Origin of the sequence: Bacillus sp. CD3-5 (genome assembly GCF_006349665.1) — a bacterium.
Taxonomy (GTDB): Bacteria; Bacillota; Bacilli; order Bacillales; family Bacillaceae_G; genus Bacillus_A; species Bacillus_A paranthracis.
In genome coordinates this window covers 854531-879797 of sequence record NZ_VEPX01000001.1, presented here as the reverse complement: position 1 = coordinate 879797, position 25267 = coordinate 854531, and the positions used below count along the sequence as shown (strand labels likewise).

Sequence of the window (25267 nt, the reverse complement as noted above, 5' to 3'; positions counted from 1 at the left end):
GATGAAATGAATAATGGATTAAAGTTTAAGATTTTTGAATTGCATTCTTTCGTTCAAAGAACTTATTCTGATATGAAAATAGCATGTGATATTGCTATTTATCAAGAAAACACTTCTAAATATTTAATTTCATTAGGTTTTTTAAATAAATCATACATGACTTATATAGAAACAAAAAGATTTTATCGTGAAAATAAAGAGCTTGTAAGTGTAGAATTTGATAATTTCTTTAATACATATGATATATTAGAACAGGAGTTAAAAAAAGTTATTTCAACTGAAGATAAGAATCCTTCATTGTTACATAGTAGATTTGATCAGTTTCAGCAGAAAGTTGAAAATATAAATGACCTAATAAAAGTATTGCAAAATGCTCGTTAATGAATGCTTTTTCTGTTTTATATAGAAATTATGTATTAAAAACATATTAGGTATATTACATATTGAAGAGATGACTTTTGTTGATTACAGAAGTCATCTTTTTATGTAAGAGATAGATTGTATAAATTTTAGTAATTTCATATTTTAGGAAATCATACGAGGGGAATAACATGAAAAATAAAAAAGAAATAGCTATTGTTGCATTAGCAACAGGATTGGTTTTAACAAGTGTAACGCCATATGGAGTAGGTTATGCAGAGGAAACGGGGCAAATGCAAGTTGATATTCAAGAAGATTCGTTCCGCACAGGAGAACTGACACAACCATCACAAAAAACGCCAGAGAATGTAGTGAAAGATGCACTTAAGGAAAAGACGGAGCATGCTTTGTCTCCAAAACAAGTGAGTGGAGACAAAGGGGTAGATTACAAGGTTCTTCAAAAACGCGGTTCATATGATGGGACTACACTTTTGCGTTTGCAACAAATATATGAAGGTAAAGAAGTATACGGACACCAATTGACTGCTCATGTAGATAAAAAGGGTATTATTAAAAGTGTTTCAGGGGAAAGTGCACAAAACTTAGAAAAAGAAGATTTAAAGAATCCTATTAATTTATCAAAAGAAGAAGCAAAACAATATATTTATACGAAGTACGGAAATGATATTCAATTTATTTCTGAGGCAGAAGTTAAGGAAGTTATTTTTGTTGATGAAAATCGTGGGCAAGCTACAAATGCATATCAAGTTACATTTGCAGCTGCCACACCAAACTATGTATCTGGAACTTATTTAGTGGATGCTCATAGTGGTGATATGTTGAAAAATATGGTGCAAGAGTCAGATTTAAAAGTAAATGAAGAGCGTGTTGAAGCTATTCAGGAGAGTAAAAAAAGTAATTTTAAATCATTAACCGGGACTGGAAAAGATGATTTAGGAATAACTCGTACATTCGGTATTTCTGAACAAAGTAACGGGAAATATGCGCTTGCTGATTATACAAGAGGGCAAGGAATTGAGACGTATGATGTAAATTATAGAGATATTACTTTTGAAGAAAAATATTATCCTGGTATATTAACAACTAGCACATCAACAACATTTAATGACCCAAAAGCGGTAAGTGCTCATTTCTTAGCGACAAACGTATATGATTTTTATAAAGACAAATATAAGCGTAATAGTTTTGATAATAAAGGGAAAAAAGTAGTTTCAGTTGTACATGCATGGGATTCTAGAGAAACAAATGATCCTAAAAATTGGGGGAATGCATTTAGCGCTAATATTAACAATGTTAGTATGCTTATATATGGTGATCCAATGGTTAGATCGTTTGACATAGCGGGTCATGAATTTACACATGCGGTTACATCTAGTGAATCTAATCTTGAATTTTTTGGAGAATCTGGAGCAATTAACGAGGCGTTATCTGATATTATGGGAACGGCTATTGAGAAATATATAAATAATGGGGAATTTAATTGGACAATAGGAGAACAAAGTGGATCAGTTCTCCGTAATATGAAAAATCCATCTTCAGTCAAATTCTTTAATGGAGTGCCGTATCCAGATGATTATAGCAAATACAGTGATTTAAACGGAGAGGATAATGAGGGCGTTCATTTCAACTCAAGTATTATTAATAAAGTCGCGTATTTAATTGCACAAGGTGGCACTCATAACGGTGTAACTGTAAATGGTATTGGTGAAGATAAAATGTTTGATATTTTCTATTATGCAAATACTGATGAATTGAATATGACTTCTAATTTCTCTGAATTAAGATTAGCATGTCTTAAAGTTGCAACAAATAAATATGGGGCAAATTCCATTGAGGTTGAAACGGTCCAAAAAGCTTTTGATGCAGCAAAAATTAAAGGAACAGTGAAAGAAAACGAAAAAACTGAGGCAAACCAAGTCCCAGAGCTAACAGTACCGCCAACAATTACACTACGTGTAGGTGATACGTTTGACCCGATGAGCAATGTAAAAGCTATTGATAAAGAAGATGGTGATTTAACAAATCGAGTAGAACATAAAGGTGATGTAGACACTTCTAAACCAGGCAAATGCATTGTGGAGTACACTGTCGTTGATTCTCAAGGTGGGAAAGCAACGGTAACACGGACTGTAATTGTAGAGGGAGATGGAGAAACATCAGATCTAAAACCTACATTGACAGTTCCTATTGCAACGACAATTACTGTAGGAGAATCATTCGATCCGATGGCAAAAGTAAAAGCTATTGATAAAGAAGACGGCGATCTTACTTCTAAAGTAAAAGTTGAGGGGGAAGTAGATACCTCTAAAGTCGGTACTTACATAGTAACGTATACAGTTATAAATTCTAAAGGCCATGAAGAAATTGCGAAACAAACTGTAACAGTCACAGGTAGAGAAGAAGTTAAGAACGACATACCAATACTAAAAGTACCTTCTACAACTACAATTACTAAGGGAGATGAATTCAATCCAATGGTAGGTGTATCAGCTACGGATAAAGAAGACGGTGATCTTACTTCTAAAGTAGTATATAAAGATATTGGAGATACCACTAAAGTTGGTACTTTTGAAATAATATATAGTGTCACAGATTCTGTAGGTAATAAGGTACATGCAATACAAAAAGTATTAGTGAAGGATACAGACGCTAGCAAAGCTAAAGGTAGTACTAATAACAGTAATAACGATAATATCCAAAACAACAGTAATTCCAATAAAAAAGAATCTACATATAAAGAGCTTCCAAACACGGGGGGCAGTACAACTAATAGTACAACAATGGGCTTATGGATGGTTTTTGCAGGTATAGTGTTCACTTTAGTTCGCAAATTTAGAAAAATATAAAAGTAGATAGTACAGCTTATTCGTTTGAAGAATAGAGTACAAAAATAATTGTGCATCATGAATTGTTTCCATAACTCATTTTTGTTAAAGCAATCACCATTTTTTCTTAATTTATTTTAGAAGGTAGAATAATAGTAAACATAGAATATATTAATAATTAAAATGTTTACGAAGTGAAGGTGATGGCAATAAAACAAGACGAAATTAAAGTAGTAGTCGGAGCAGGGGTGTTTAATAATAATCCTGGATGGATACAAACGCAAGAAAATGAACTTAACTTACTAGATAAAGCTACTTGGGAAGAAAGATTTGAATACAACTCTATTTCAGCTATTTTAGCTGAACATGTATGGGAACATCTTACGTTTGAAGAAGGTGTAAGAGCAGCTAGGATTTGTTATGAATTTTTAAAGCCAACAGGGCATATTCGGTGTGGCGTCCCTGATGCATTTTTTCGGGATGAGGTGTACCAAAACATAGTTCAAATAGGTGGCCCTGGTCCGAAAAATCACCCAGCAGCAAGTCATAAAATTGTTCATAATTATAAAACTTTAACGAAAATGTTTGAAACTGCTGGATTTGAGGTAGTTTTGCTTGAATATTGTGATGAAAATGGTCAGTTTTATTACAATGAATGGGATGCAAACGACGGTGTTATTTTCCGTTCGAAAAGGTATGATTCTAGAAATAAAGGTGATAAACTTGGTTTTCCATCGTTAATTGTTGATGCGATTAAACGATAAGTTTTTCAAGTAAGTAGATTTAGCATAATAATTGCATGAGTCATAGCGTTTCTTTATATGCTGTAATTCTATGTTCGATGAAAATGAGAACGCAACATAAGGGGAATTCCTTAAAGCTACATAATATGAATTAAATTGAGCATAAGAAATATAATACTAATTATAAAATTGGCAGAAAGTAGTCTTTCTGCTTTTTATTTTGCAAAGGGGACGAATATAATATGCAACCTATAAAACAAGTGGCATTAACATGCATTACTCATGATCCAACAGGGAGCTTATTATCTACAATAAAAGAGCTAAAAGAGAAATTAATACATTTAAATTATCATAAAAAATATATAACAATTAGTAATGTAACACCTAAAGAAATTGTAAAAGAACTAGAGGAATGTAACTTCCATATAAATATAGTAGAAAAATCAGGGGTAGGGAACGCACGTAGGGACTGTTTGAAGTATGTTAGTAACTATAATCATGATTACTATCACTATTGTGATTTTGATCGTTTGCTAACTTGGATGAAAGAATATCCAGCTGAGCTTAATTCGTTCATTCAGAATATAGCGGATGTAGATTACTTAATCATCGGCAGAACGGATCGAGCTTTTCAGACACATCCTGAAGAATGGCAAGTTACAGAAACAGTATCAAATAAAATTATGTCATTACAATTAGGGAAACAAGTAGATATTACAGCAGGGTCATGTGGGATTTCAAAACAAGCAGCTGATTACATAATAAAATATTCTAAATGCAGAATGACTGATGGTGAATGGCCGATGATTATAAAAGAATTTACCGATTTTAAAATCGAGTATATTGCAGTAGATGGTTTAAAATACGTCAATAGTCTTAATCAAGATAATATTACTGATCCAATAAAAGCATGGTCAACCAGATTAGAACTTGCATATACAATAAGTCAATCAATTATGAATATAACAAAAACTAATTAAACTAAGTGAGTGAATAGATATTTCTTTTTTTTATAAAATCGTGTAAAATGGAACGTACATTCGTATTTGAAGGGGGATAATTAATAATGTTAGCTGTAATAGATAAACAAGATAATGAATACGTAGTACAATTTGATCGTCATTTTTCATATTCAATAGAAGAAGTTTGGTCAGTTTTAACAGAAAACAGTAAGTTAAAAAAATGGATGTCCAATTTGCAGATTGAAAGCCTTAAAACAAATGGTGTAATAAAGTTCGACATGATGGATGGTTCATTTATAAATATTGATATTATAGAGTGTCAAGTAAATTCAGTGCTTGAATTTACTTGGAATAAAGATCGGGTCCGATTTGAAATACATAAAGAGGATAATGGTACCCTTTTACTTCTCAAAGAATATATTCACGAATTAACTGATCATACACCGAAAGATATAGCTGGTTGGCATATTTGTTTAGATCTTTTTTCTGCCGTTCTAGAAGGAGAAGAAAAAGAATTTTCTAAAGATGAATGGCAACAACGGTTTGAAATATATAAATATAAGGTTCTTGAATTAAGAGGATAATAACGTTAAAGGTTATATTCATTGTGTAATTATTATATTATAAAAGTGATTATTAATATTAAAAACAGTTGATAAGTGGTATTGTTGTTTGTTAATCTTTTCGTTTTATTGTCTTTTTTTTTTGCATTTAACAGAAATATATACTTGAATGAAGTATATATTTCTGTTAAATTTATCCTATGGATAGAACAAGCTTAATTAAAGGTCATTTAGAAATGTGTGTATTATCTATTTTGTCAAAAAAGAAAAGTTATGGTTATGAGATTATGAAAGAACTTGAAGTAAACAATTTAAAATTGAAAGGAGTAGGAAGTATTTACCCCATTTTAACTAAGTTAAAAAATCAAGAGTGGGTTAATACTTATCAAGAAGTAACAGACAGTGGTAAAGTTAGAATTTATTATGAAATTAATGAAAACGGTAAAATACGTCTTGAGAAGAAAATTAATGAGTGGTTAGAATTGCAATCGAATATTCAAACATTATTAAAAAGCGGTTTGAAAGGAGACCTTCTGAAATGAGGAATAGATTGATAGGTAAAGAAAAGCAATTTTTAACAGACGTACTAAAGGAATTAAAGCAATACGATATTAGTTTAGAAGAAAGGGAAAATATTAAGCGACAAATATTAGAACATATTCAAGAATGTCGTGAACATGGTGAAGACAGTATAGATGATTTAGGTACCCCTCAATTATTTGTTCAAGATTTTATAGAAATAAATGAAATTGATTTACAAGTTAAAATGAAACAACTTCAAAATGAAAAAGGAAAATACAACACATTTGTCTTACGTGGCATATTCATCGCATTTATTACTTACCTCATCTCGCAAACTACATTTTCAATATTTTTAACTGAATCATTTAACCAACCTAATAGTAAAGATATATTTGATTATAATATTTTATATCGTATATCAGAGAATCAATGGTGGAACTCATTATTAATAATGAGTAGTTTTACAATCTCGGTAGTAGTATTTATTAGTTTAGTAAATTATAAAAAAAGAAAGCTATCTAAAGTATAATGAAGAAAACTATCTATAAATTATTCCAAATATGTATTCTTTGTAATGTATTAGTATTATGTATCGTTCATCCAAAAGTGTATGCTCAGCACAATATTAAAGCTACTTTAGATAAGTATATTGAAGGATTTATAGATGAACAGAATATTCCAGGAGTTGCTGTTGCAATTGTACATAATAAAGAAGTGTTCTTCACAAAAACGATGGGGGTTACTGGAGAATCTGAAAAAAAGGTAACTAGTAAAACACCATTTGCAATTGGCTCAATAAGTAAATCTTTAACAGCTTTAGCTATAGTAAAATTAATAGAAGATAAAAAAATAAAATTAGAGGATCCAGTTCAACGATATCTCCCCTGGTTTAAACTAAAAGATGCTCAAATATCCTCAACTATAACAATCCAACATCTACTAACTCATACAAGCGGAATCAACACATATGAAGGCTTAGCATTATCAGATAAGCAATCTAAAAGTTCTACAGCATTAAAAGAAAATGTAATGAAACTTTCAAATGTAAAAGTAACTGCTTCACCAGGTGAAAAATATCAATATAGTAATGCAAATTATATTGTTTTAGGCGCACTTATTGAAGAAGTCACAAATAAAACATATTCATCATATATGGAAAAGTATATTTTTCAGCCGTTAAATATGAATGGCGCGGCCGCAAGTAAAGAAACTGCATATGAAAAAGGCTATTTAACAGGTTATCAGTCGTGGTTTGGCATACCAAGAAAAAGTGTAGTGTCCTATGATAATGCCGGGGCACCATATGGTTATATTACCGCGAATTTGGAAGATATGATTCAATTCATTATGTTTTTGAATCGCCAAGAAAATCCTCAATTTTTAAAGCAAGAAAACATGGATCTTTATCTTTCACCACTTTATCAAATAAATTCAGAAAAAAGTTATGGTTTTGGATTAAGAACAACAAATATAAATGAAAGCGAAACGATGATTTGGCATTCAGGATCAACGCCCGATGCTCGTGCAGAAATATTTACTTTAAATAAAAGTGGCTGGAGTGGTGTGATTTTAACAAATAAAAATCATGTATTAGAAGAAACCGCACTATCAGAATTGAAAAAGGGGATTATTAGTATTTTGAATGGAGAAGAACTGATTGATATCTCTAAAAACATACCATTAACACAAATTATTTTGTTGATAGTTACACTTATACTTTTCGTAATATCAATTATATTAATTAAAAAGTATAAACATGTGAAAACTGTAAAAAAGGTAATTTGGTTATTCATAGGGAGTCTATTCCTACTATTATCTATTATTTTTATCCCACTGCTTACTTATAGTACGAGTTCACCATGGCGCACGATTAAAATATTTGCGGCAGATGTAGGTTTATTTACAAGTATTATAGTAATTTTATTAGCTGTGAACGGATTATTATCAATCTTTATAGGCATAAGACGGTATAAGGATAAATAATTAAAGAAATATAATTCAAGTGTTATAAACAGTTGACTCTCACACAATGTCATTGTTTAAGATAAAGTTGAGCTTCAAAGTAGATGTAACTTATAGGAGGAAATCATGTTTAAAATAGGGGATTTTTCGAAACTATCTTCCATTAGTATACGTATGTTGAGACACTACGATAAAGTTGAATTATTACAACCAATAAAAGTTGATGAGCAGAGTGGATACCGATACTATTCAGCAGCCCAATTAAAGAAAGTAAATCAAATTCAAACGTTAAAAAATATGGGATTTAATATCGCTACCATTAAAGAAATAATAGAATGCGATAATATAGATGGTATTAAGGAGCAGTTTTTAAATCGTAGTGCTCAAATTAAAAAAGACATGACTAACCTCAAAAAACAATTACGTCTCCTCGAAGACTCAATGAAAACGATGAGAGAGGATGTTGTTGAGATGAATTATCATGTTTCAATAAAAGAAATTCCAGAAAGAACTGTAGCTAGTGTTAGAAAGATTATTCCATCGTATAATTGCGAAGGTGATTTATGGAGTATATTAATGCAAGAAATTCAAATGGATAATATTAGTATTGACCATCCGAGTTATAATATTGCGGTTTTCCATGATCGTGAATACAAAGAAAATGATGTAGATATAGAAATACAGCTAAGTATTCTAGGAAAGCACGAAAATACAAAAGACGTTACATTTAAAAATATGGAATCAGCTAATGTAGCTTCTATAACAGTTAATGGAAGTTATGAACAGATGACAGCTGTAAATGAAGCTGCGGCAAAATGGATTGAGACAGAAGGTTACGAATTAGCAGGCCCGATGTTTAATATTTATCATGTGAGCCCAGCAATGGAATCCCTAATAAGTGGGTTACAGAAGTTTGTTATCCAGTTAAATGATGATAAAGAAAAAAGGCATTATAATATGCCTTTTTCCTTTATAAACTTATCCGTAATTGCAATTAACCAATCATAATTATCTTTCCTACTATTATAGTTTTCGTATCGGACTATATAAAGCAATAAAGACTTCAATTAATTTAGTAAAAGCAGCTAAAGCAAATACAAAGACAGGATTATAAGCTGAAATAATGCCTCCTACTAATGCCCCGAGTGGCATAGCTAATCGTGTAAGTACACGTGAAAATCCTAAAACTCTTCCTTGCATATTTGATGGAACTGTTTCCTGACGAATTGTGGCTACAATTGTATTCCATGCAATATTACAAGTCATTGCAACACCGAAAGCAATTCCGGGAGCGAGCCAATATGTGCTCCAAAGTGCAAAAGTTAAGCCAATTGCCCCAACAAATAAGAGTAAAGGGATTAGTATGCCGCGCTGTAACCTCTTTTCTAAAGGAACTGCAATCAAGCTTCCTAAAAGACCACCTATTCCAATTAATGAATAATTCACCCCACTTTGTTCTGGGGTAAGTTGTAATGTGGATAATAAATAATACATGAATACACCTAAAACCGCACTTGCTCCAAAGTTTCCTATCATAGCTTGAAAAGATAAAGCTATATTTAAGCGATCATTTTTGAGCCAGGTAAATCCATTAACCAAATCATATAGTACATTTTGAAGTGTATTTTTATCTTCACATTTTTTATTTGTGGTTTTCATAGACGGTAATAACATCACAGCAACTAATGTTGCAATAAATGAAAGAACATTAATCCAAAGCAACTGAAAGCCGCCAATAAAAGAAATGAAAACTCCAGCTATCATTGGACCAAATAAACTAGCTAATTGATTGACCATTTGATAGAAAGAATTGGCTTTCGTTAAGGATGCTCCAGCAATTTGCGGAATGACTGTAACAGTTGTTACATCAAAAAGCATGGACATAACTGCTAACATAAAAGTAATTATGTATAAATGCCAGATTTCTAATAGATGTAATGAATGTAGTATTGGAACAAGACTTACTAAAATAATATTAGTAATATCCGCTACCAACAGTAACTTTTTTCGATCATAACGATCAATTATTACACCAACTAAAGGGCCAAATAAAACGATTGGCAATACGTTAATAGCAAATAAAGAACTCATAATTACAGCTGAACCGGTTAATTGATAGGCAATCCAAGGTAACGCAAAAGTATATAGTGAATCCCCAATTCGTGAAATGAGTAAACCCAAAATAAAAATCTTATATTCTTTAGAAAAAGTTGTCTTTACGGTAAGGCTACGTTCTTGCATAAGTTTCACACTGTTTATACCACCTTTATTATAGAGAAATTTGAAAATAATTCGTCCAATATTTGTTATGTATAGAATTCTAGGATTATTTTGTGAATCCTACTTTTTAGATGTATTTTTAAATTTTAAGGAGGAAATAAAATGAAGGTAGTTTTTTTGATTGAAGGTTATTTAAGTACATAACAAAATGATAGTAAACTAGTTTGTAAGATAGTTAATTTAGGAGGAAAAATATTGATACATATAGATAAGAATGTACGAACATCTGGTGCATATGTAATGTATAAGAATTCATTTGTTTTTCAAGTGGGACCAACGAGTAAAGGTGATACATTAGGTGTAGTAAGACTTGGAGGACATAAAGAAGCGGATGAAACAGCAGTAGAAACTGCGAAAAGAGAAGTGGAAGAAGAAGCTTCTATCGATATTACTATATTGAATTCACCAACTACATATTATAAAGAGTATTGGAGTGGACAATCAAATAAAATAAAAGTAGAAAATGAAGTCAATCCAATATTAATTATTGATAGCCCAGATGAAAGTTTATCGATCATGTATGTTGCCTATTCAAAGATGCTACCTAAACCATCTTCTGAAACAAATGGACTACTGTTACTTTCATTGAATGATATTGAATTAATTTGCACGGGGAAAATAACATTAAATGATTATATCAATCAAGGCGGAGTTGCTATATTGAAAGAAACAATGGATAAAGAGTTAATTTTACAATCTTTTCCACAACTTATGTTTTTATCAGAACTTTTAAAAGAGGATCCTGTATTACTTCAGCAGTTTCTAAATTAGAAAAAACTTAAAAATATACCTTTATTGATGGTGTGTATCAAATAAAAAGACTTTTGAAGCTAACATATTCATACTAAAGTTGTAGTTTTCATATGAAAAATCCATCCTTCCGTTTGATTTTATCTATTTATAATTGTAATACAATACGAATAGATAATAAGAAACAAGGGGGAATGTAATGTGATTACACATATTACAGATATAAAACTACAATCGATTTCCATAGAAGGGGTAAAACAAGTTTATAAGGACATTATGTTTCCCCATAAAAAAAGAAACGACATCATTTATTCAATTTGAAGTAACACCGTACACTACAATTAGTTTTCAAGAAGTATATGAACCAATTGCATCTGCGCACTTTGCTTTTGAGATTCCATATTCAAAATTTCATGAAACTGCAAGATGGCTTGAAAAGTCTGGATTACTCATTGTGAAATGGAAAGATGGTCATACAATTGATGAAGAGAGCGGCCGATTCAACTTATATTTCAGAGATGGTGATGGAAATCTACTCGAAATTATCGCACATAGTTATGTTAAAGAAGATGTACTAATACCGCATTCACCATTAAACGTTTTATATGTAAGAGAAATCGGTCTTCCCGTTCAAAGTGTACCTGTTTTTACGAAATGGTTAAAATCAAATCTAGATATGAAAACGATGGAAGATGGGGATATTTTTAACTTTGTTATAGGTGGCACTGCATATATTGTTGCAACTTGGTGGCAGAGACCATGGATTCCGATTGCGATGAAAGCTTTACCACCGAAAGTACATGTTTCTTTTGGAACACCAGATCAAGCATTTTTACAACGCATACAAAATAACTTGAAGAAGAATAGTGTTCCATATGAATGTAAACATAATGAAGTATCATTTATTCAGCAAGGATATTCATTTACTATCTTGCATACACCAAATCTCCATGCTGATATTCCAAGTAAATTAAATTTACCGCTTTCTATTTAAGGATGGAAAGTGGTAGATTTTTTGTATCTTCGTGAAGAAGGTTTTTGTTATGTTTACAGTGAATGTAAAGAAAGGGAAAAGGCACTATTCAAATTTATTTTATGGAGGTAAACGAAATGAATCTAGATAATCTGATTGCAAAAGGAAATACAGCGGAAATTTATCTATATGATAATAAGATTATGAAATTATTTAAAGATTACCTCCCAAATACAGAGTCTATGAATGAAGCAAAAAAACAAACATATGCGTATTCATGCGGGCTATCAGTTCCAAACGTATTTGAAGTGACTAAGATACAAAATAGACAGGCAATTATTATGGAATACGTAAAAGGGGACAGTATAGGTGATCTCCTGCTTAATAATCTAAATGAGGCAGAGTATTATATAAATATTTGTGTGAATGAACAAAAAAAGATTCACGCTATACGTGTGAATATGGGTGAAATGGAAGCAATGGAGGAAAGGTTAGAGCGTCAAATTAAATCTGTACATAAATTGGATGAAAAACAAAAGGGAAATATATTGAATAAGTTACATTCAATCAAATTTGATTCTAGACTATGCCATGGCGATTTCCATCCATTTAATCTAATTTTAAGTGAAAAGAATGTAAGTATTATAGACTGGGTAGATGCTTGTTCAGGTGATATTCGTGCAGATGTGTTTCGTACATATTTATTATATGCGCAGTCTCATATAGAATTAGCAGAAATGTATTTACAAATATATTGCCGTAATACCGACCTAACAAGGGGGGAGATCTTTCAATGGGCTCCTATTATAACTGCAGCTAGATTTTCTGAGAAGGTATCCCCGCAAAATGAAGTGGATTTAAACAAATTATTGAATCAGTATTTATAAGTAATACAACAAAAGTTGTCTAGTAGCTAATTAATAAATACTGTTGTTTAACTACAAGGGAACTTTAGTTAAACAACAGCGTTTTTAAACAATAGGTATATTTAGTTTCAATCTTCATCCTATAAAGGTTCATTATCCGTACTTGTTCCTCAGTTAATTCTTCTTTATCCCAATACATGTGCATTAAGCTATATTCAAAAATCTCTTTTAATTTAATAAACAATGGAAACTTCTCGATCATCTCTTTAGGTAGTTCATTTTCCTCTTGATACCCTTCAAATAGAGCTTTTGTAATAGAATGCTCATAGTCAATGATATTCCCATTTCCAGCAAATGAATATTCTAAAGCACTATAAATAGGAACAGCTAAATCGAATAGGTAAAAATGTTTTTCGCAATCTTGAAAATCAATCATTGTTATGGTTGAATTGTTTTCAACTAAAATATTTTCTAGCCATAAATCTCCGTGAATTAAGCCGTAATTTGAAGTGGATTTTTGTAGCTCTTTTATAGAATTTAAAACTTTAGATGCAATTTCCCTAATAGTAGTTTCTTCTTGAGGAATATACTTAAGGAAATTATATTCCTCATTCTCATACCAGTCGTTAATATATTTAACCGGTTTAGCTTTTTCAAAGATTTTAGATATACGATGCAATTTTCCGATTTGTTGACCAAGTTTTTTAAATATAGTAGAATTCCATTCGCACCTTGGTAAATGTATACCAGGAGCAGCTTTATATAATACTGTAAAAAGCTCCTTGTCTAATGTTAATTTTTCTACAAGATTCCCTTGTAAAGAAGGGAGTATTGGTGGAACATCTAAACCGTTTTCGTATAAAAAATTCGTATATGTAACTTCTTCTAATTGTTCTTCATATGTTTTGTAGTTTGTAATTCTAATGAAGTATGTTCCTTGTTCTGTAAGACATTTATACATTTCATTTGTTATTGGTGTAATGTTAATAAAATTCAACGGATATAGTTCATTTATGAATTGAAGTTTTTCTTTTTCTAGTTTGTTCATTGTAACGTCCTTTCTAAACTTTTATTTTTTAATTAGAGAATTAAAAGAATCTTATTTTACAAAATTCTAGTTTCATTTTTGAAATCCTTTAAAATGAAATATGATGTAAATTGACCTTTAATAATTAGTTAGGTCTTGCCAGCATACGAATTAACACTAAATTGAAAAATGAATAGAAGGTATGTCAAAATAAGATAGGTAAAAAATATAAAACTAATACTCATATATAGATTTTATAGAATGGCTCATGTTTTAAAACACAAGAAATATCAAAAGAATGAAACGCACTTCTCTTATACTTTTATATAAGGAGTGAAGGAAATGAATGAACATATACAGCAGATGATTGATTGGATTGAGCGCAATTTGAAAAAGGGATTTTCATTAGATGAATTATCTCGTTATATGGGGTATTCTCCTTATTATTGCTCTTTTAAATTTCATCAAGTAACGGGTTTCAGTATTAGACGTTATATTCTTCTTAGAAGGTTGTATTTATCTACAGAAGATTTAAAGACTGGTAGGAAAATAATTGAGATCGCATTGGATTACGATTACTCTTCCCAAGAAGCTTATAGTAGAGCTTTCAAAAATGTTTTTGGAATGAATCCCAAAGAATACCAACTTAGCAAAATGCCTATTCAATCATTTGTTAAACTAAATTTAAATAAAGAAGGGGCATTTAATATGAATATTTCTAGAAAATTAGAGGTTGAACAGTTACGAAATAGGAAGAGTGAGCTATTTGATAAAGAAGTACTTAACATATTAAATGGTCAAGTTATGTATGAAGAATTTAAAAACGAAAAGTTAATGGGTGATTCTGATTATGCACCATTTAATGAGGCGATGTGTGTGAACCCCGCTACTATAAAAGTTTTTGATGACGATTTTATTAAAACAAGAGCGGAAGGACACAACAGTTCCGTAGAAAGTTATACAAAAAAGGTTATAGATCCGTTAGAAAAACTTTTTACGAAAAAGTATAAATGTATTGTTTTATGGTTTGGTGAAGATATGTTTTGCCAAATGAATCTACTTACAATACTTTCATACCTTGAACAGTCTTATTATGAAGGGAAAGTATATTTGAATAGCTTCAGAGAGGATGAATTTAAAGTAAGTCAAACTGAAATAAAGTTAGAAAACTATCACTCTGCATATAAAGAAGTGCTCGTGAATCATGAAAAACCATCTGTTGAAACATTGCCAGTAATGTATCAGGCCATAGACTTATTTTTAGAAATGCTAAAAGAAGATAATGCTGTAATGAAATTTATCTCTAAAAATAAAGATTTATCAACTCAAGAATTATTAACGAAGTTGTTTCATCTTTTTCCTACAATCGGATATGGAGATACTCAGTACATAGAGCTGATTAATAAAATAAAGAAGAAAGCTGAACCTAAAATATAGGTGTAGTTTTCTTCTTATAATTGCTCAAGTAATTCTAATTCTTTTTCTACAAATGCCATTAGTTCCTTAATTGTTTCGCTAGAAAAATCAAAACGAATACCGGCTGCTTCATACACTTCTTTTATAGATTGCGAGCTTCCTAGTGATAATGCCTTTTTATAATTTTCTAGTGCTTGCTTGGGATCCTCTTTATATTGTTTATACATTTGTAATGCACCAAGTTGGGCGATCGCATATTCAATATAATAAAATGGTACTTCAAAAATATGGAGTACAGGTAACCAACTCGTTGCTATCCAGTTTTCGTAGCCATCAATATGTATGGCGTTAGACTGATAATGTTTTTGAAGTTGTAAGTATTTTTCATTTCTTTCTTCAGAAGTATGAGTTGGATTTTCATACAGCCAGTGCTGAAATTGATCGACAATAAGCATAACAGGTAAATATGAAATAACATCTTTAAAGTAGTTAATTTTTGCTTGTTTTAAATCTTTTTTGTCTGTATAGAAGCTATTCCAATAATTAAGCGAGAATAACTCCATTGTCATACTAGCTAGTTCAGCTGTTTCAGCTGGAATTTCTATATACTGTCGTAATTTTAATGGTTTTATAAGTTCGTTATGAATACTATGACCCATTTCATGTATAAAAGTGATAATATCATCTTGTGTATAATTTAAGTTCATAAAAATAAATGATAATTGTGAAGCTGGTAAGTACTCACAAAAGCCTCCAGATGCTTTTCCTTTGCGGCTTGTTAAATCAAGACAATTATGTTTATACATTCGGTTTAAAAGTGCTGAAAATTTAACATCTAGTTTATTAAAGATATGAGTGCTCTTTTCAATTAAATCATTTTCATTTGCAATTGGTTTAAGTACTTTTTGATCTGGAGTTACAGCTGATACATCCCACGGGCGAAGCGTATTGACTTGTAGTTTCTCTTTTTTCTCTAGTAATATTTTATCTTTAAGTGGCACAACATACTTGCGTATGGATTCAGCTAGTTCATAGCAATCCTTCGCTGAATAATCAAAACGTTCGTATTTCTTGAACATATAATCACGATAATTCTCTAGTTGAATATTTTTTGCTTTTTGATGGCGAATTTCAATTAATTGATTTAATATGTTTTGGAGTTCTTTTTCAACAGATAAAAATTGTTCGGAAATAATGGTTTTTGCCTTTTTACGGATGTCACGATTCGAATCTTGTAAATAGGATTGTAATTCTGTTATCGTTTTTTCTTCTCCGTCCCAAATTCCACTTAATCCTCCAGTGATTTCAAAATACTCTGTGACTAATTTGTCTTCCTTTATTTCTAATTCGATATTTTCCTCACAAAATAACTTTTGAGCATTTTTTATTTTTGTATCTAATAAACCATATACGTTAGAATCTAATTCCATTCGAAAAGGTGACTCTAAATATTTATTATCCAATAAATTTTGGTACCGTTTTAAAAGTGGCTTTACAAATTGTTGATCATGTTCAAAAGTATCTTTTATTTTTTCATCATCCGTATTACATTGAAAGGCGATATAATGTGATCTTAATTGTTCTTCGACTTCCCAAATCACTTTTGACTGCTCTTTTAACCAGTTTTCAAGGTCTAGTTTTGAAGAAATCATTTTATTTAATAAAGTCGAAAGTGTTTTTTCCAATTGTAGTACATTACTAATATCAATCGTATTTACACGTTGCATGACATATCCCTCACTTTTTATTTATTCATGAAGATATTCTATTTATTAATTATAATTTCCTTTTTAAGAGGAGAAAATGTGAAAAAATGTTAAATTTTAAAATTATAGAAGGTATTTATATGTGAAAGTAAAAGTTTATCGTAAATGAAAATTTACGGAGGGAAGTGCAATGAAAAGAGGAAAGAAGTTGATTGTATTTTTATTTTCAATTGCTTTATTGTGTGCTTGTGAGCCTGAAATGGAAGAATCCAAAAGTGAAGATTCTATAGTTATGGATATTGCTACAGCAGCGGTAAAGGAGGAATCTTTTTTTAGTGCTGTTAAATGGGATGAAAAAGCAAGAATAGTAGATTTAGAGATTGCTGATAGCGAAAATGCTAATGAAATAAAAAAAGAAATTAATAAAAGATTGCAAATTCAAGGCATTATGTCTTATAAAGTAAATATATCTCAAAGAAACAAGGAGATTGTAAATGCAGAACATAGATGGGAGTTAGTTTTTGGACAGATATTTGATGACGTATTCAGAAAAAATGGATATGAAGGGTTTGGGATTCAGCAAATAAATTATAAAAAGAATCAACCTGTTGCTATTGATATAAAAACTAAGATTAGCGATGATGAAGTAAGAACGAGGGAACTTGGGCAGAAAATAGAAAAAGAGATTGAAGGTGTACTTAAAACAGAAGCAGTAAAGAAATGGATTGAAAATGATTCATATGCTATTGGGATTTACGATATAGATAATCGAAAAATTAACTAATTGAGGAATGAATGCTATATGGATGAAAAATCGATGTAATTAAATACAAAATTGCTGAAGGAGGTGTAAAATGTATAAGTATTTACATATTTTAAATGATATAGAAAAAATGATTCAACATGGAGAGATAAAAGAAGGATAGAAATTACCATCAATACGGTCACTCGTAGCGCAATATGAATGCAATAAGGCAACAGTTATACGTGCGCTTCATGAATTAGAAAAGCGTCACATTATATATTCTGTCCCTCAAAGTGGATACTACGTTGTTAAGAAATCTGGGAGTACTATAGAAAATAAAGAGATAATTGATTTCGCTTCTTCAGCACCAGATCCTGATGTTTTCCCGTATTTAGATTTTCAGCATTGTATGAATAAGGCAATCGATACTTATAAAAATGATTTGTTCGTATACGGAACACCGAAAGGGTTACCATCTTTAATTCCAGTCATTCAAAAACAGTTGGCAAATTATCAAGTGTTCACGAAAGAAGACAATATTTTTATAACGTCAGGTGTGCAGCAGGCACTTGCAATATTAACTTCTATACCATTTTCAAATGAAAATGAAACAATATTAGTTGAACAGCCAACGTATCATTTATATATAGAATATCTAGAAATAAATAAAGTTCCTGTAATCGGTATTAAACGTACGAATGAAGGTATTGATTTAAATGAATTGGAGCGTATTTTTCGAACTGGTAAAATAAAATTCTTTTATACAATACCGAGATATCATCATCCACTTGGAACCTCTTATTCTAAAGATGAGAAAGAAAAAATTGTACTATTGGCTAAGAAATACAATGTATTTATAGTAGAAGATGATTATTTAGCAGATCTAGAAACAGATTCAAAAGCCGATCCGTTATATAGCTTGGATCATAGTAATCATGTCATATATTTGAAAAGTTATTCTAAAATTATTTTTCCGGGTTTACGAGTTGGTGTAGCAGTTATTCCACCGATTATTTCGAGTGCTTTCCATACATATAAAAAAATTTTAGATATAGATAGCCCAATGATATCCCAAGCTGCTTTAGAAATTTATATAAAGAGTGGCATGTTCGAACGCCATAAAAATAAAATTAAATCTTCCTATAATAATAGATCAAAAAAACTAGCAGAAGCATTAGAAAGAATGCAGAGTGAAAACCCGCTTTTATTCACATATAAAAAGCAAAATACAATTGGAATCCATACTTGTTTAGAAGTACATAAAACAAGTATTTCGGACATGTTGATACAAAGACTAAGTGAAATGCAAATCAGTGTTGATACGATTGATAAAAATTATTTGAAAGGTTTTCCGAAACAAAGACTATTAAAGTTGAACGTATCGAATGTAAAGGAAGATAGGATTGAGGAAGGAATTCGTAAAGTAGTGGAGGAAATCAAACAAGTGGAACGTCTAAATTTTCAATTTAAAAAAGAATAAATTGAATTAGGAGGTTTGTTGTGAGGCACAACATGATTCTCTTGTTTGTGTGTATCACTGCAATAATTGGGGCTATAGTTGTGACTAATTATTATAAAAAAGATGATCAATGCATTGCCGTTGGTAAGTATTCAAGAGGTATTATCATAGATCAAAATAACGAACCTATATTTAATGTGAAAATTTATGAAGATTCTATTAAAGGTAAGGAACGCAGTATTTCAAATGCAGAAGGTGAATTTGAAATACTAGATGGGGTATGTGGTGAGATTGTTTTACAATTCGTTACTCCAGATGGAGAAATCTATACGAGGAAATATGATAGGAAGCATATACCAAAAGTTATAAAGCTTAATTAGAAACATAAAGGTGAATAAGATGAAACCATTACGGAGAAAAGTAGCAGTTGTGGCCGGAGCAATTATATATATAACTGGATAATTATATATTTTTTAAGAGCACTCTTAGCAAAGGGTGCTCTTTTTCATCATAAATATTTACTTAGCATCTTTTTAAAGTGATTTTTATCATAATTTACATATTGTGTAGCTGTATTTCGTATGGGATCTCCCGCGTAAAATCTTTCGTATAATTCGTGTCTTGATCCTAATGGGCTTCCAATAATATCCCAGGCTAACTTAAATAATTTTGTGCGTTGTTCGGCATCTATATTTGTTCCTTTAAAGTGCTTTTTTAATAAATCAGCTATTGGACTCTGGAAATCAATCGAGCTTGAAGGAAGTTGAATGAAGCCACCTGCTCCAATTAATTGTAAAATTTCTATTGCACGGGGATAGTATTTAGAACCAAGATTCCTTGCAGTCTCGATATATTTAAAGTTTGGTAAATAAGTTTTTGTTTCATTTGTAGTACCTTCAACTTCTGCAGCAATTAAAAGTGCGCGAATTGTTTCGATTTGCATAATTAATTCTCCAAGTTTTTCTTGAATATGCAAATAAGTGTGGGCTCCAATTGCTTCAGCAATTTCAAAAGCAATCGCAGTTATAAATTCTAGCTTTATTAGTAATCGTACTATAGCTTGATGATAAGCTAAACTACTAGAAGCTGTATCTGATTTTATAGCCCAAATTGCTTCTGGATTGTTATAAAGTAAAACACGTTCCCAAGGGACAAATACATTATCGAAGATTAATAGTGCATCCATTTCATCATACTGTGAGCTAATAGGGGAATCAACTGTGCTTGAAGTTGTATTCGCATATGGTTCTCTACAAACCATATGTAATCCTGGAGAATTGGCTGCCACGATAAGAAAGTGAGCTAAATCTTTTTGAGCGTCAGTCAGTTTTGTTAATGGGTAGATTAATAAATCATTTGAATAAGGAGAAGCAGTTCCTATCATTTTCGCACCACTTAAATAAATTCCATCAGAAGTTTCCTTTGTAACTCTTAGCAACCCTAAGTCATTTGCATTTAACATTGATTCTGTTGAGCGATTTATTTGTGGATCACGTTGGACTACACTTAAAAACAAGTGATTATCCCTAGCTTTTTCGTAATAAGATGCGATTTTATTTGGAAACTGTGCATCGAACTTTTTATAAAAATCTCTTGATACGTACCAGCCAGTAAGTCTCGATCTTGCGTAATCAGATAGTCTACTCATTACACCGTCTGTAGCATAACTCCATGTTTCAAATGCAGTTCTTCTCATTAATAATTCATTATAGGAATTGGGAACTAAAAATGATTTATGAACAAAGTCTTTCGTTTTTGGGCTCACATATCCAATAGAATCTCTCTGTTTGGGATCATCAAATAACGAAAATAAATTAGAAATGGTACATAGTGTCCCCGCAAAATTGTTGTCTGTAGTTACATCTACTTTTTTTCCATAGAGCCAAACATTTCGACCATCTTGTAAGCTCTTTATATAGTGATCCTTTAAATTTTGCATATTTCCTCCTTTTAAAGACTACTCATATATTTGTACATCTTTTAATGGTGGTGAATATACGTGGAATGTTATTGCTGTTGAATCTGTACCATTATACATTTTATGCACAGTATCTTTTTTTACGGTGAAAATATTTCCCTCTGTAAACTCTTCAATCCGTTCGCTATTTTTTTCGTACGTAATATTTTGTAGCGTACCATTGACTATTAATATACATCCTATAGATATTCCATGATCATGAATAAGAGTCTTTGCTTTGCTAGGGAAATTTAATACTAAAATCTCCACAAATTCAGACTTATAGATAACATTTCTTCCGTATTCAAGGTTAAGTGGTGAAGTAATAAAAGGAGATATTTTATGAAGTGTAATATTTAATGATTGAATAGCGGATATTAGATTTGCCGTATCGTAGTCAAATAAGTTATGAAACGCTTTTTTTATGTTATGAATCAATTGCATGTAAAACTTCCTCCTAAGCATGTACATTAAAAGAAAAAGTATATAGAGCGTAGTGAATTACATAATATTGTATTGAAACATTTAAAAAAAGTGACTTCTTTTACTTAGGAAAATCATTTGATTTGAAAATTATGGTAATTAATTCCGTTAACATGATATGCTTGAACTATATACTTTTTTATTGGAAAGGTGATGAAATGAATGGCAGTTCTTTTAGTGGAAAATCTATATCAAATGTCTATTGTTTTACTAATCTTATGTTCATTTTGTTTTTATAGATATTTAAAGAAAATAAAAAGGGAAAGAAAACTTACAGGTTTTGAAATTACGATGTATATCGTGACGCAACTTGCGTATTTCATTTGGGCGGCAACAACTTTTTTGAAAATGTTATCAGAATAGTAATCGTAATGTATGGTTAATTGTTTTATTAAATGCTGGGCAGAAATGTACAATAAATAAAGGCAAAGGACAAGGATAGGCTTATCTATTAGGTAAATAAATATAGTCGTTATCTAAATCGATTACAATATCACTTATAACGTCTTTACAAAAAGAGCGGGGAATACGTTCATAATTATGTCAAACACAAAACAGATCGATAAATGACCAGGTACAACGAGTTGTGTAAACAAAGAAGAGGTTTTGCTTTTCCAATATGTACAAATAGTATATATAGTATATTATCTTTCTTAATGTACATATTAAGTAAAATGTTTCATATCATGTACATAAAAGGCGGGGTAATATGGATGAAAAAAAGAAAAATGAAGAATTGATTAAATTTAAGAAACAATGGTTTAATGAAGATAATCAACCAGTAGCTGGAATAGAGTTAGCTTTACCGCCTGATATAGGCAGCATGTTAGACTCCAAATCAGTTGATGATGAAAGTGTAGAAAGTAATAATGAATAAGTTTAATCTATATGCATCCATTCGGGTGCTTTTTATTTTTTTGACAATGGAAGATGGATTATCAAATCCTTATTGAAAAAAGGTTGATTAAAATAGGTTCTTTTTCAGTATATGTAAGTTTGATTTTTACAAAAAAGTTTAATTAAAATACATTTAGAATGCTATATGAAATGGGAATGCTAGTAACATTCACCATTAAAGGGTTGGGCTATTATGAATATGATTTTTGAAAGCATTATTTTAATTTTAACTGGAATTATTGCATTAAAAATGACAGGTAGTAAATCTGTTAGCCAAATGACAAGAGCTGAAATCATTATAGTAGTATCAATTGCACGTATCATTGTAGAACCGGTATTAAGTAGGAAAGTAGTCCCATCTATATTTGCAGCTGCAATATTTGCGTGCGTACTTCTTATCATTCATTTCTTTGAATTGAAATCAAAGAAGATGGAACAATTCCTAAATGGCAGTAGCATTATAATAGTAGAAAATGGAGAGATTGTAAAAGAGAATTTGATGAAGGCGAAAATGTCGGAACAACAACTATATATGCAACTAAGAGAAAAAGGGATTCATGATTTAAAAAGTTTACAGCAAGTTACAGCTGAACCAAATGGGCGGATTGGTTACCAATTAATAGAGAAAGCTCAGCCAATCACTTTAGAAGTGTTAGAAAAAGTAATAGATCAGTACAATATAAAAAGATAATTTCTTATGTGAAATGCCAATATACAATTGAAGTATTGGCATTTTTTATTTTTCTAAATGTAAAAGTTAATATTTAGAATAGATATTCAGCCAATCTTTAAATTAGATATAGGCTTATTAATATGATATATTCAATGGACCTATAGTGCATGTGGTGAAAAAAGCAGCGTTAAAATGAATAGGTCTTTCATGTGATATTAAACATGAGATAAAAATAAGGAGATAGAAATATAATGGAATTTTGGGAATCAAGTTTTATTGAGAAACAAACGATGTGGGGGTTTGAACCTACAGAATCTGCAATTTTGACAAAAGATTTTTTTCTAGAAAAGAATGTTAAGGATATATTAATTCCGGGTATTGGATATGGCAGAAACGCAAAGGTGTTTATCGATAATGATATAAATGTAACAGGGATTGAAATTTCAAAAACAGCTATTGATTTAGCAACACAAAATGGATTGGGGGATATTGGTATATATCACGGCTCGGTAAACGAAATGCCTTTTGATAATAAATCTTATGATGGGATATTTAGTCATGCTCTTCTTCATTTGTTAAGTGAGCAGGAAAGAGTGAAATTTATTAAAGATTGTTATAATCAGTTAAAACCTGGTGGATATATGGTTTTTACAACTGTTTCTAAAAAGGCTCCAATGTATGGCAAAGGAAAACAGTTGGATAAAGATTATTATGAGATAATGGAAGGTGTAAAAATGTTCTTCTATGATTCTGAATCTATAAAACAAGGTTTTGAAAAATATGGATTAGTACAAGTTTCGGAAATTGATGAACCAAATAAAAACATGGCAAATAAACCTGCAATTAATTTCTTAATGATAAAATGTAGAAAAGACCTGTGAAAAATTAGTATATATTAATTGTATATTCTGCATAAATAATAAAGGCAAACATACTAGGAATTATAAATGAACTAGAAGTCTGAATAAAGATAAATCTAGAGAAACAAGATTAGATAGCGCTTAAAATACGGGGAAATACAGTGATAAAATTAGAAACAAAATGTGTTTAATATTTTTTGTGGAGTTTTAATGTCAGAAAAAGAAGAAGAGGAGAAAATATGATTTTAGGGATTTCATATTTTGATATTTTTTGTATTATAAGTATTGTCTTGTTTTTTTTCGCTTTCTGGAGATTGAATGCTTGGTATAATAAGAAACATAATGTCCCTAAAGTTTTTCAATGGTTTCCTAGAAGGTGGGGGAAAAGAAAAGTTTCAGAGCATTTATCTCAACTAAATAAAAAGTTAAAAGCTGAAGGGAAAGGGATTTGGGTTACAATCTATGCTATAGATTTGTATATCGTAACTATTCCTTGTACAGTAAAAAAATATAAATCTTAATACATATATGTTTATAGAAGCGACTGTTTCTTTTAAAAGATACGATCGCTTCTATAAATTTGTCAATGTAATGCAATTAAGTGATGTATCGTTATCTCAAAGTATCGCTTTAAATACTTTTAATGAGTTTTATCCCCTCAACAAAGAAAAGTACTAAGTGTACAGTGTTCATTACAAACCATAACATGAGCTTTGAGTTCTTCACAGTTTTCAACTGATTTGATTTTGTATTAGACAATTCTATCTTTAAAGACATTAATATAATAGTATTAGACATAAAACCTAACAATATAAATCCGAATAAAGGTAAGTTTGTAATAGCGCCTATTATCATAATTCCTATGTATATTATAGTTAGCTTCTTAATATACTGTGTATCTTCTTTTAATTTATCTATATTTTTGGTTTTGAACCAGTTTCTTACTATTCTTACAAAAACAATAATTTGAAATACTAGGACAATTATACTTACAAAGAGAAGGAACAAAGTTCTTAAATTATTTTCCATTAAACCATTCATTTCATATGTACCCCTTTTATTTATGTTTATAGTATGAAAATGTAATTTTTATAGAACCTGCATGTGATTAGTAACGGTACTAGTTCTCTATTTTCATGTTACTCTATCCTTGTTAATTATGGAAAAGGACAAATCTAAGCATTTAACTGTTAGAATGGTATACCCTTTATATATTT

The 25267-nt window shown here is 30.5% G+C and carries 24 protein-coding genes and 3 pseudogenes; 21 read left to right on the top strand and 6 right to left on the bottom strand.

Features of this window, described 5'->3' with window-relative positions; all coding sequences use genetic code 11:
- Window positions 1-6 precede the first annotated feature (6 nt).
- The 9 genes and pseudogenes from FH036_RS04625 to FH036_RS04585 all read left to right on the top strand — a co-directional run bounded on the left by FH036_RS04625 (window position 7) and on the right by FH036_RS04585 (window position 8890).
- Window positions 7-381: a hypothetical protein gene (locus FH036_RS04625; RefSeq protein WP_139895426.1), complete on the top strand. Its 375-nt coding sequence runs from the start codon at window positions 7-9 to the stop codon at window positions 379-381.
- A 170-nt stretch (window positions 382-551) separates the two neighbouring features.
- Entirely contained in the window at window positions 552-3227 is a 2676-nt protein-coding gene (locus tag FH036_RS04620) for a M4 family metallopeptidase (protein ID WP_139895425.1), read from the top strand.
- A 182-nt stretch (window positions 3228-3409) separates the two neighbouring features.
- Window positions 3410-3970, top strand: coding sequence for a class I SAM-dependent methyltransferase (locus FH036_RS04615; protein ID WP_044792417.1), 561 nt, complete (start codon window positions 3410-3412; stop codon window positions 3968-3970).
- Window positions 3971-4191: 221 nt separating this feature from the next.
- Window positions 4192-4929: a hypothetical protein gene (locus FH036_RS04610; RefSeq protein WP_001182545.1), complete on the top strand. Its 738-nt coding sequence runs from the start codon at window positions 4192-4194 to the stop codon at window positions 4927-4929.
- Window positions 4930-5015: 86 nt separating this feature from the next.
- On the top strand, window positions 5016-5495 hold the full coding sequence (locus FH036_RS04605; protein ID WP_044792415.1) for an SRPBCC family protein: 480 nt from the start codon (window positions 5016-5018) through the stop codon (window positions 5493-5495).
- A gap of 215 nt (window positions 5496-5710) precedes the next feature.
- Window positions 5711-6016, top strand: a complete 306-nt coding sequence (locus FH036_RS04600) for a PadR family transcriptional regulator (protein ID WP_306821659.1) — start codon at window positions 5711-5713, stop codon at window positions 6014-6016.
- On the top strand, window positions 6013-6525 hold the full coding sequence (locus FH036_RS04595; RefSeq protein WP_139895423.1) for a hypothetical protein: 513 nt from the start codon (window positions 6013-6015) through the stop codon (window positions 6523-6525). Before FH036_RS04600 ends, FH036_RS04595 begins: the two co-directional genes overlap by 4 nt.
- Window positions 6525-7979: a serine hydrolase domain-containing protein gene (locus FH036_RS04590; protein WP_139895422.1), complete on the top strand. Its 1455-nt coding sequence runs from the start codon at window positions 6525-6527 to the stop codon at window positions 7977-7979. The genes FH036_RS04595 and FH036_RS04590 overlap by 1 nt, the downstream gene beginning before the upstream one ends.
- A 105-nt stretch (window positions 7980-8084) precedes the next feature.
- Window positions 8085-8890: pseudogene (locus FH036_RS04585) on the top strand (MerR family transcriptional regulator).
- A 91-nt stretch (window positions 8891-8981) separates the two neighbouring features.
- Here the strand turns inward: FH036_RS04585 and FH036_RS04580 are convergent.
- Window positions 8982-10208 carry an MFS transporter gene (locus tag FH036_RS04580; protein ID WP_139895421.1) on the bottom strand — a complete coding sequence of 409 codons (1227 nt, stop codon included), beginning with the start codon at window positions 10206-10208 and terminating at the stop codon, window positions 8982-8984.
- Window positions 10209-10433: 225 nt separating this feature from the next.
- Between FH036_RS04580 and FH036_RS04575 the strand changes: the two genes are divergently transcribed.
- The 3 genes and pseudogenes from FH036_RS04575 (at window position 10434) to FH036_RS04565 (ending at window position 12848) form a co-directional block, all read left to right on the top strand.
- Window positions 10434-11009 (top strand): NUDIX hydrolase, encoded by a 576-nt coding sequence (locus FH036_RS04575; protein ID WP_139895420.1) that lies wholly within the window; start codon window positions 10434-10436, stop codon window positions 11007-11009.
- Between the two features lie 180 nt (window positions 11010-11189).
- Window positions 11190-11982, top strand: a pseudogene (locus tag FH036_RS04570) (VOC family protein).
- 116 nt (window positions 11983-12098) lie between these two features.
- A complete protein-coding gene (locus FH036_RS04565; RefSeq protein ID WP_139895419.1) occupies window positions 12099-12848 on the top strand; it encodes an aminoglycoside phosphotransferase family protein in 750 nt (249 codons plus the stop codon).
- Between the two features lie 64 nt (window positions 12849-12912).
- Here the strand turns inward: FH036_RS04565 and FH036_RS04560 are convergent, their stop codons facing one another.
- The gene (locus FH036_RS04560) at window positions 12913-13875 is read right to left on the bottom strand and encodes a phosphotransferase enzyme family protein (RefSeq protein ID WP_139895418.1); all 963 of its coding nucleotides are present in this window, start codon (window positions 13873-13875) and stop codon (window positions 12913-12915) included.
- A 321-nt stretch (window positions 13876-14196) separates the two neighbouring features.
- Between FH036_RS04560 and FH036_RS04555 the strand changes: the two genes are divergently transcribed.
- A complete protein-coding gene (locus tag FH036_RS04555) occupies window positions 14197-15291 on the top strand; it encodes a helix-turn-helix domain-containing protein (protein WP_139895417.1) in 1095 nt (364 codons plus the stop codon).
- 14 nt (window positions 15292-15305) lie between these two features.
- On the opposite strand, the gene FH036_RS04550 is transcribed toward FH036_RS04555, so the two are convergent.
- Window positions 15306-16997 (bottom strand): M3 family oligoendopeptidase, encoded by a 1692-nt coding sequence (locus FH036_RS04550; protein WP_139895416.1) that lies wholly within the window; start codon window positions 16995-16997, stop codon window positions 15306-15308.
- Window positions 16998-17166: 169 nt separating this feature from the next.
- Here FH036_RS04550 and FH036_RS04545 point away from each other — a divergent pair, with 169 nt between their 5' ends.
- From FH036_RS04545 to FH036_RS04535, 3 genes and pseudogenes are all read left to right on the top strand, one after another.
- Window positions 17167-17760, top strand: coding sequence for a DUF4030 domain-containing protein (locus tag FH036_RS04545; protein WP_139895415.1), 594 nt, complete (start codon window positions 17167-17169; stop codon window positions 17758-17760).
- 70 nt (window positions 17761-17830) lie between these two features.
- Window positions 17831-19201: pseudogene (locus tag FH036_RS04540) on the top strand (aminotransferase-like domain-containing protein).
- Between the two features lie 20 nt (window positions 19202-19221).
- Window positions 19222-19560: a carboxypeptidase regulatory-like domain-containing protein gene (locus FH036_RS04535; RefSeq protein WP_139895414.1), complete on the top strand. Its 339-nt coding sequence runs from the start codon at window positions 19222-19224 to the stop codon at window positions 19558-19560.
- Between the two features lie 128 nt (window positions 19561-19688).
- On the opposite strand, the gene FH036_RS04530 is transcribed toward FH036_RS04535, so the two are convergent.
- Both FH036_RS04530 and FH036_RS04525 read right to left on the bottom strand, forming a co-directional pair.
- Window positions 19689-21119 (bottom strand): 4-hydroxyphenylacetate 3-hydroxylase family protein, encoded by a 1431-nt coding sequence (locus FH036_RS04530; protein ID WP_138321959.1) that lies wholly within the window; start codon window positions 21117-21119, stop codon window positions 19689-19691.
- Between the two features lie 18 nt (window positions 21120-21137).
- On the bottom strand, window positions 21138-21581 hold the full coding sequence (locus tag FH036_RS04525; protein WP_001176001.1) for a cysteine dioxygenase: 444 nt from the start codon (window positions 21579-21581) through the stop codon (window positions 21138-21140).
- A gap of 201 nt (window positions 21582-21782) precedes the next feature.
- On the opposite strand from FH036_RS04525, the gene FH036_RS04520 reads away from it, so the two are divergent.
- From FH036_RS04520 to FH036_RS04505, 5 genes are all read left to right on the top strand, one after another.
- Window positions 21783-21983, top strand: a complete 201-nt coding sequence (locus tag FH036_RS04520; RefSeq protein ID WP_000279697.1) for a hypothetical protein — start codon at window positions 21783-21785, stop codon at window positions 21981-21983.
- 346 nt (window positions 21984-22329) lie between these two features.
- The gene (locus tag FH036_RS26975) at window positions 22330-22497 is read left to right on the top strand and encodes a hypothetical protein (RefSeq protein WP_000343607.1); all 168 of its coding nucleotides are present in this window, start codon (window positions 22330-22332) and stop codon (window positions 22495-22497) included.
- Between the two features lie 213 nt (window positions 22498-22710).
- Window positions 22711-23208: a DUF421 domain-containing protein gene (locus FH036_RS04515; protein ID WP_001055961.1), complete on the top strand. Its 498-nt coding sequence runs from the start codon at window positions 22711-22713 to the stop codon at window positions 23206-23208.
- A 233-nt stretch (window positions 23209-23441) separates the two neighbouring features.
- Window positions 23442-24071: a class I SAM-dependent methyltransferase gene (locus FH036_RS04510; RefSeq protein ID WP_139895413.1), complete on the top strand. Its 630-nt coding sequence runs from the start codon at window positions 23442-23444 to the stop codon at window positions 24069-24071.
- Between the two features lie 218 nt (window positions 24072-24289).
- Entirely contained in the window at window positions 24290-24571 is a 282-nt protein-coding gene (locus FH036_RS04505) for a hypothetical protein (RefSeq protein WP_000600372.1), read from the top strand.
- Between the two features lie 109 nt (window positions 24572-24680).
- Here the strand turns inward: FH036_RS04505 and FH036_RS04500 are convergent, their stop codons facing one another.
- Window positions 24681-25091: a hypothetical protein gene (locus tag FH036_RS04500; RefSeq protein ID WP_044792396.1), complete on the bottom strand. Its 411-nt coding sequence runs from the start codon at window positions 25089-25091 to the stop codon at window positions 24681-24683.
- Window positions 25092-25267: the final 176 nt, after the last annotated feature.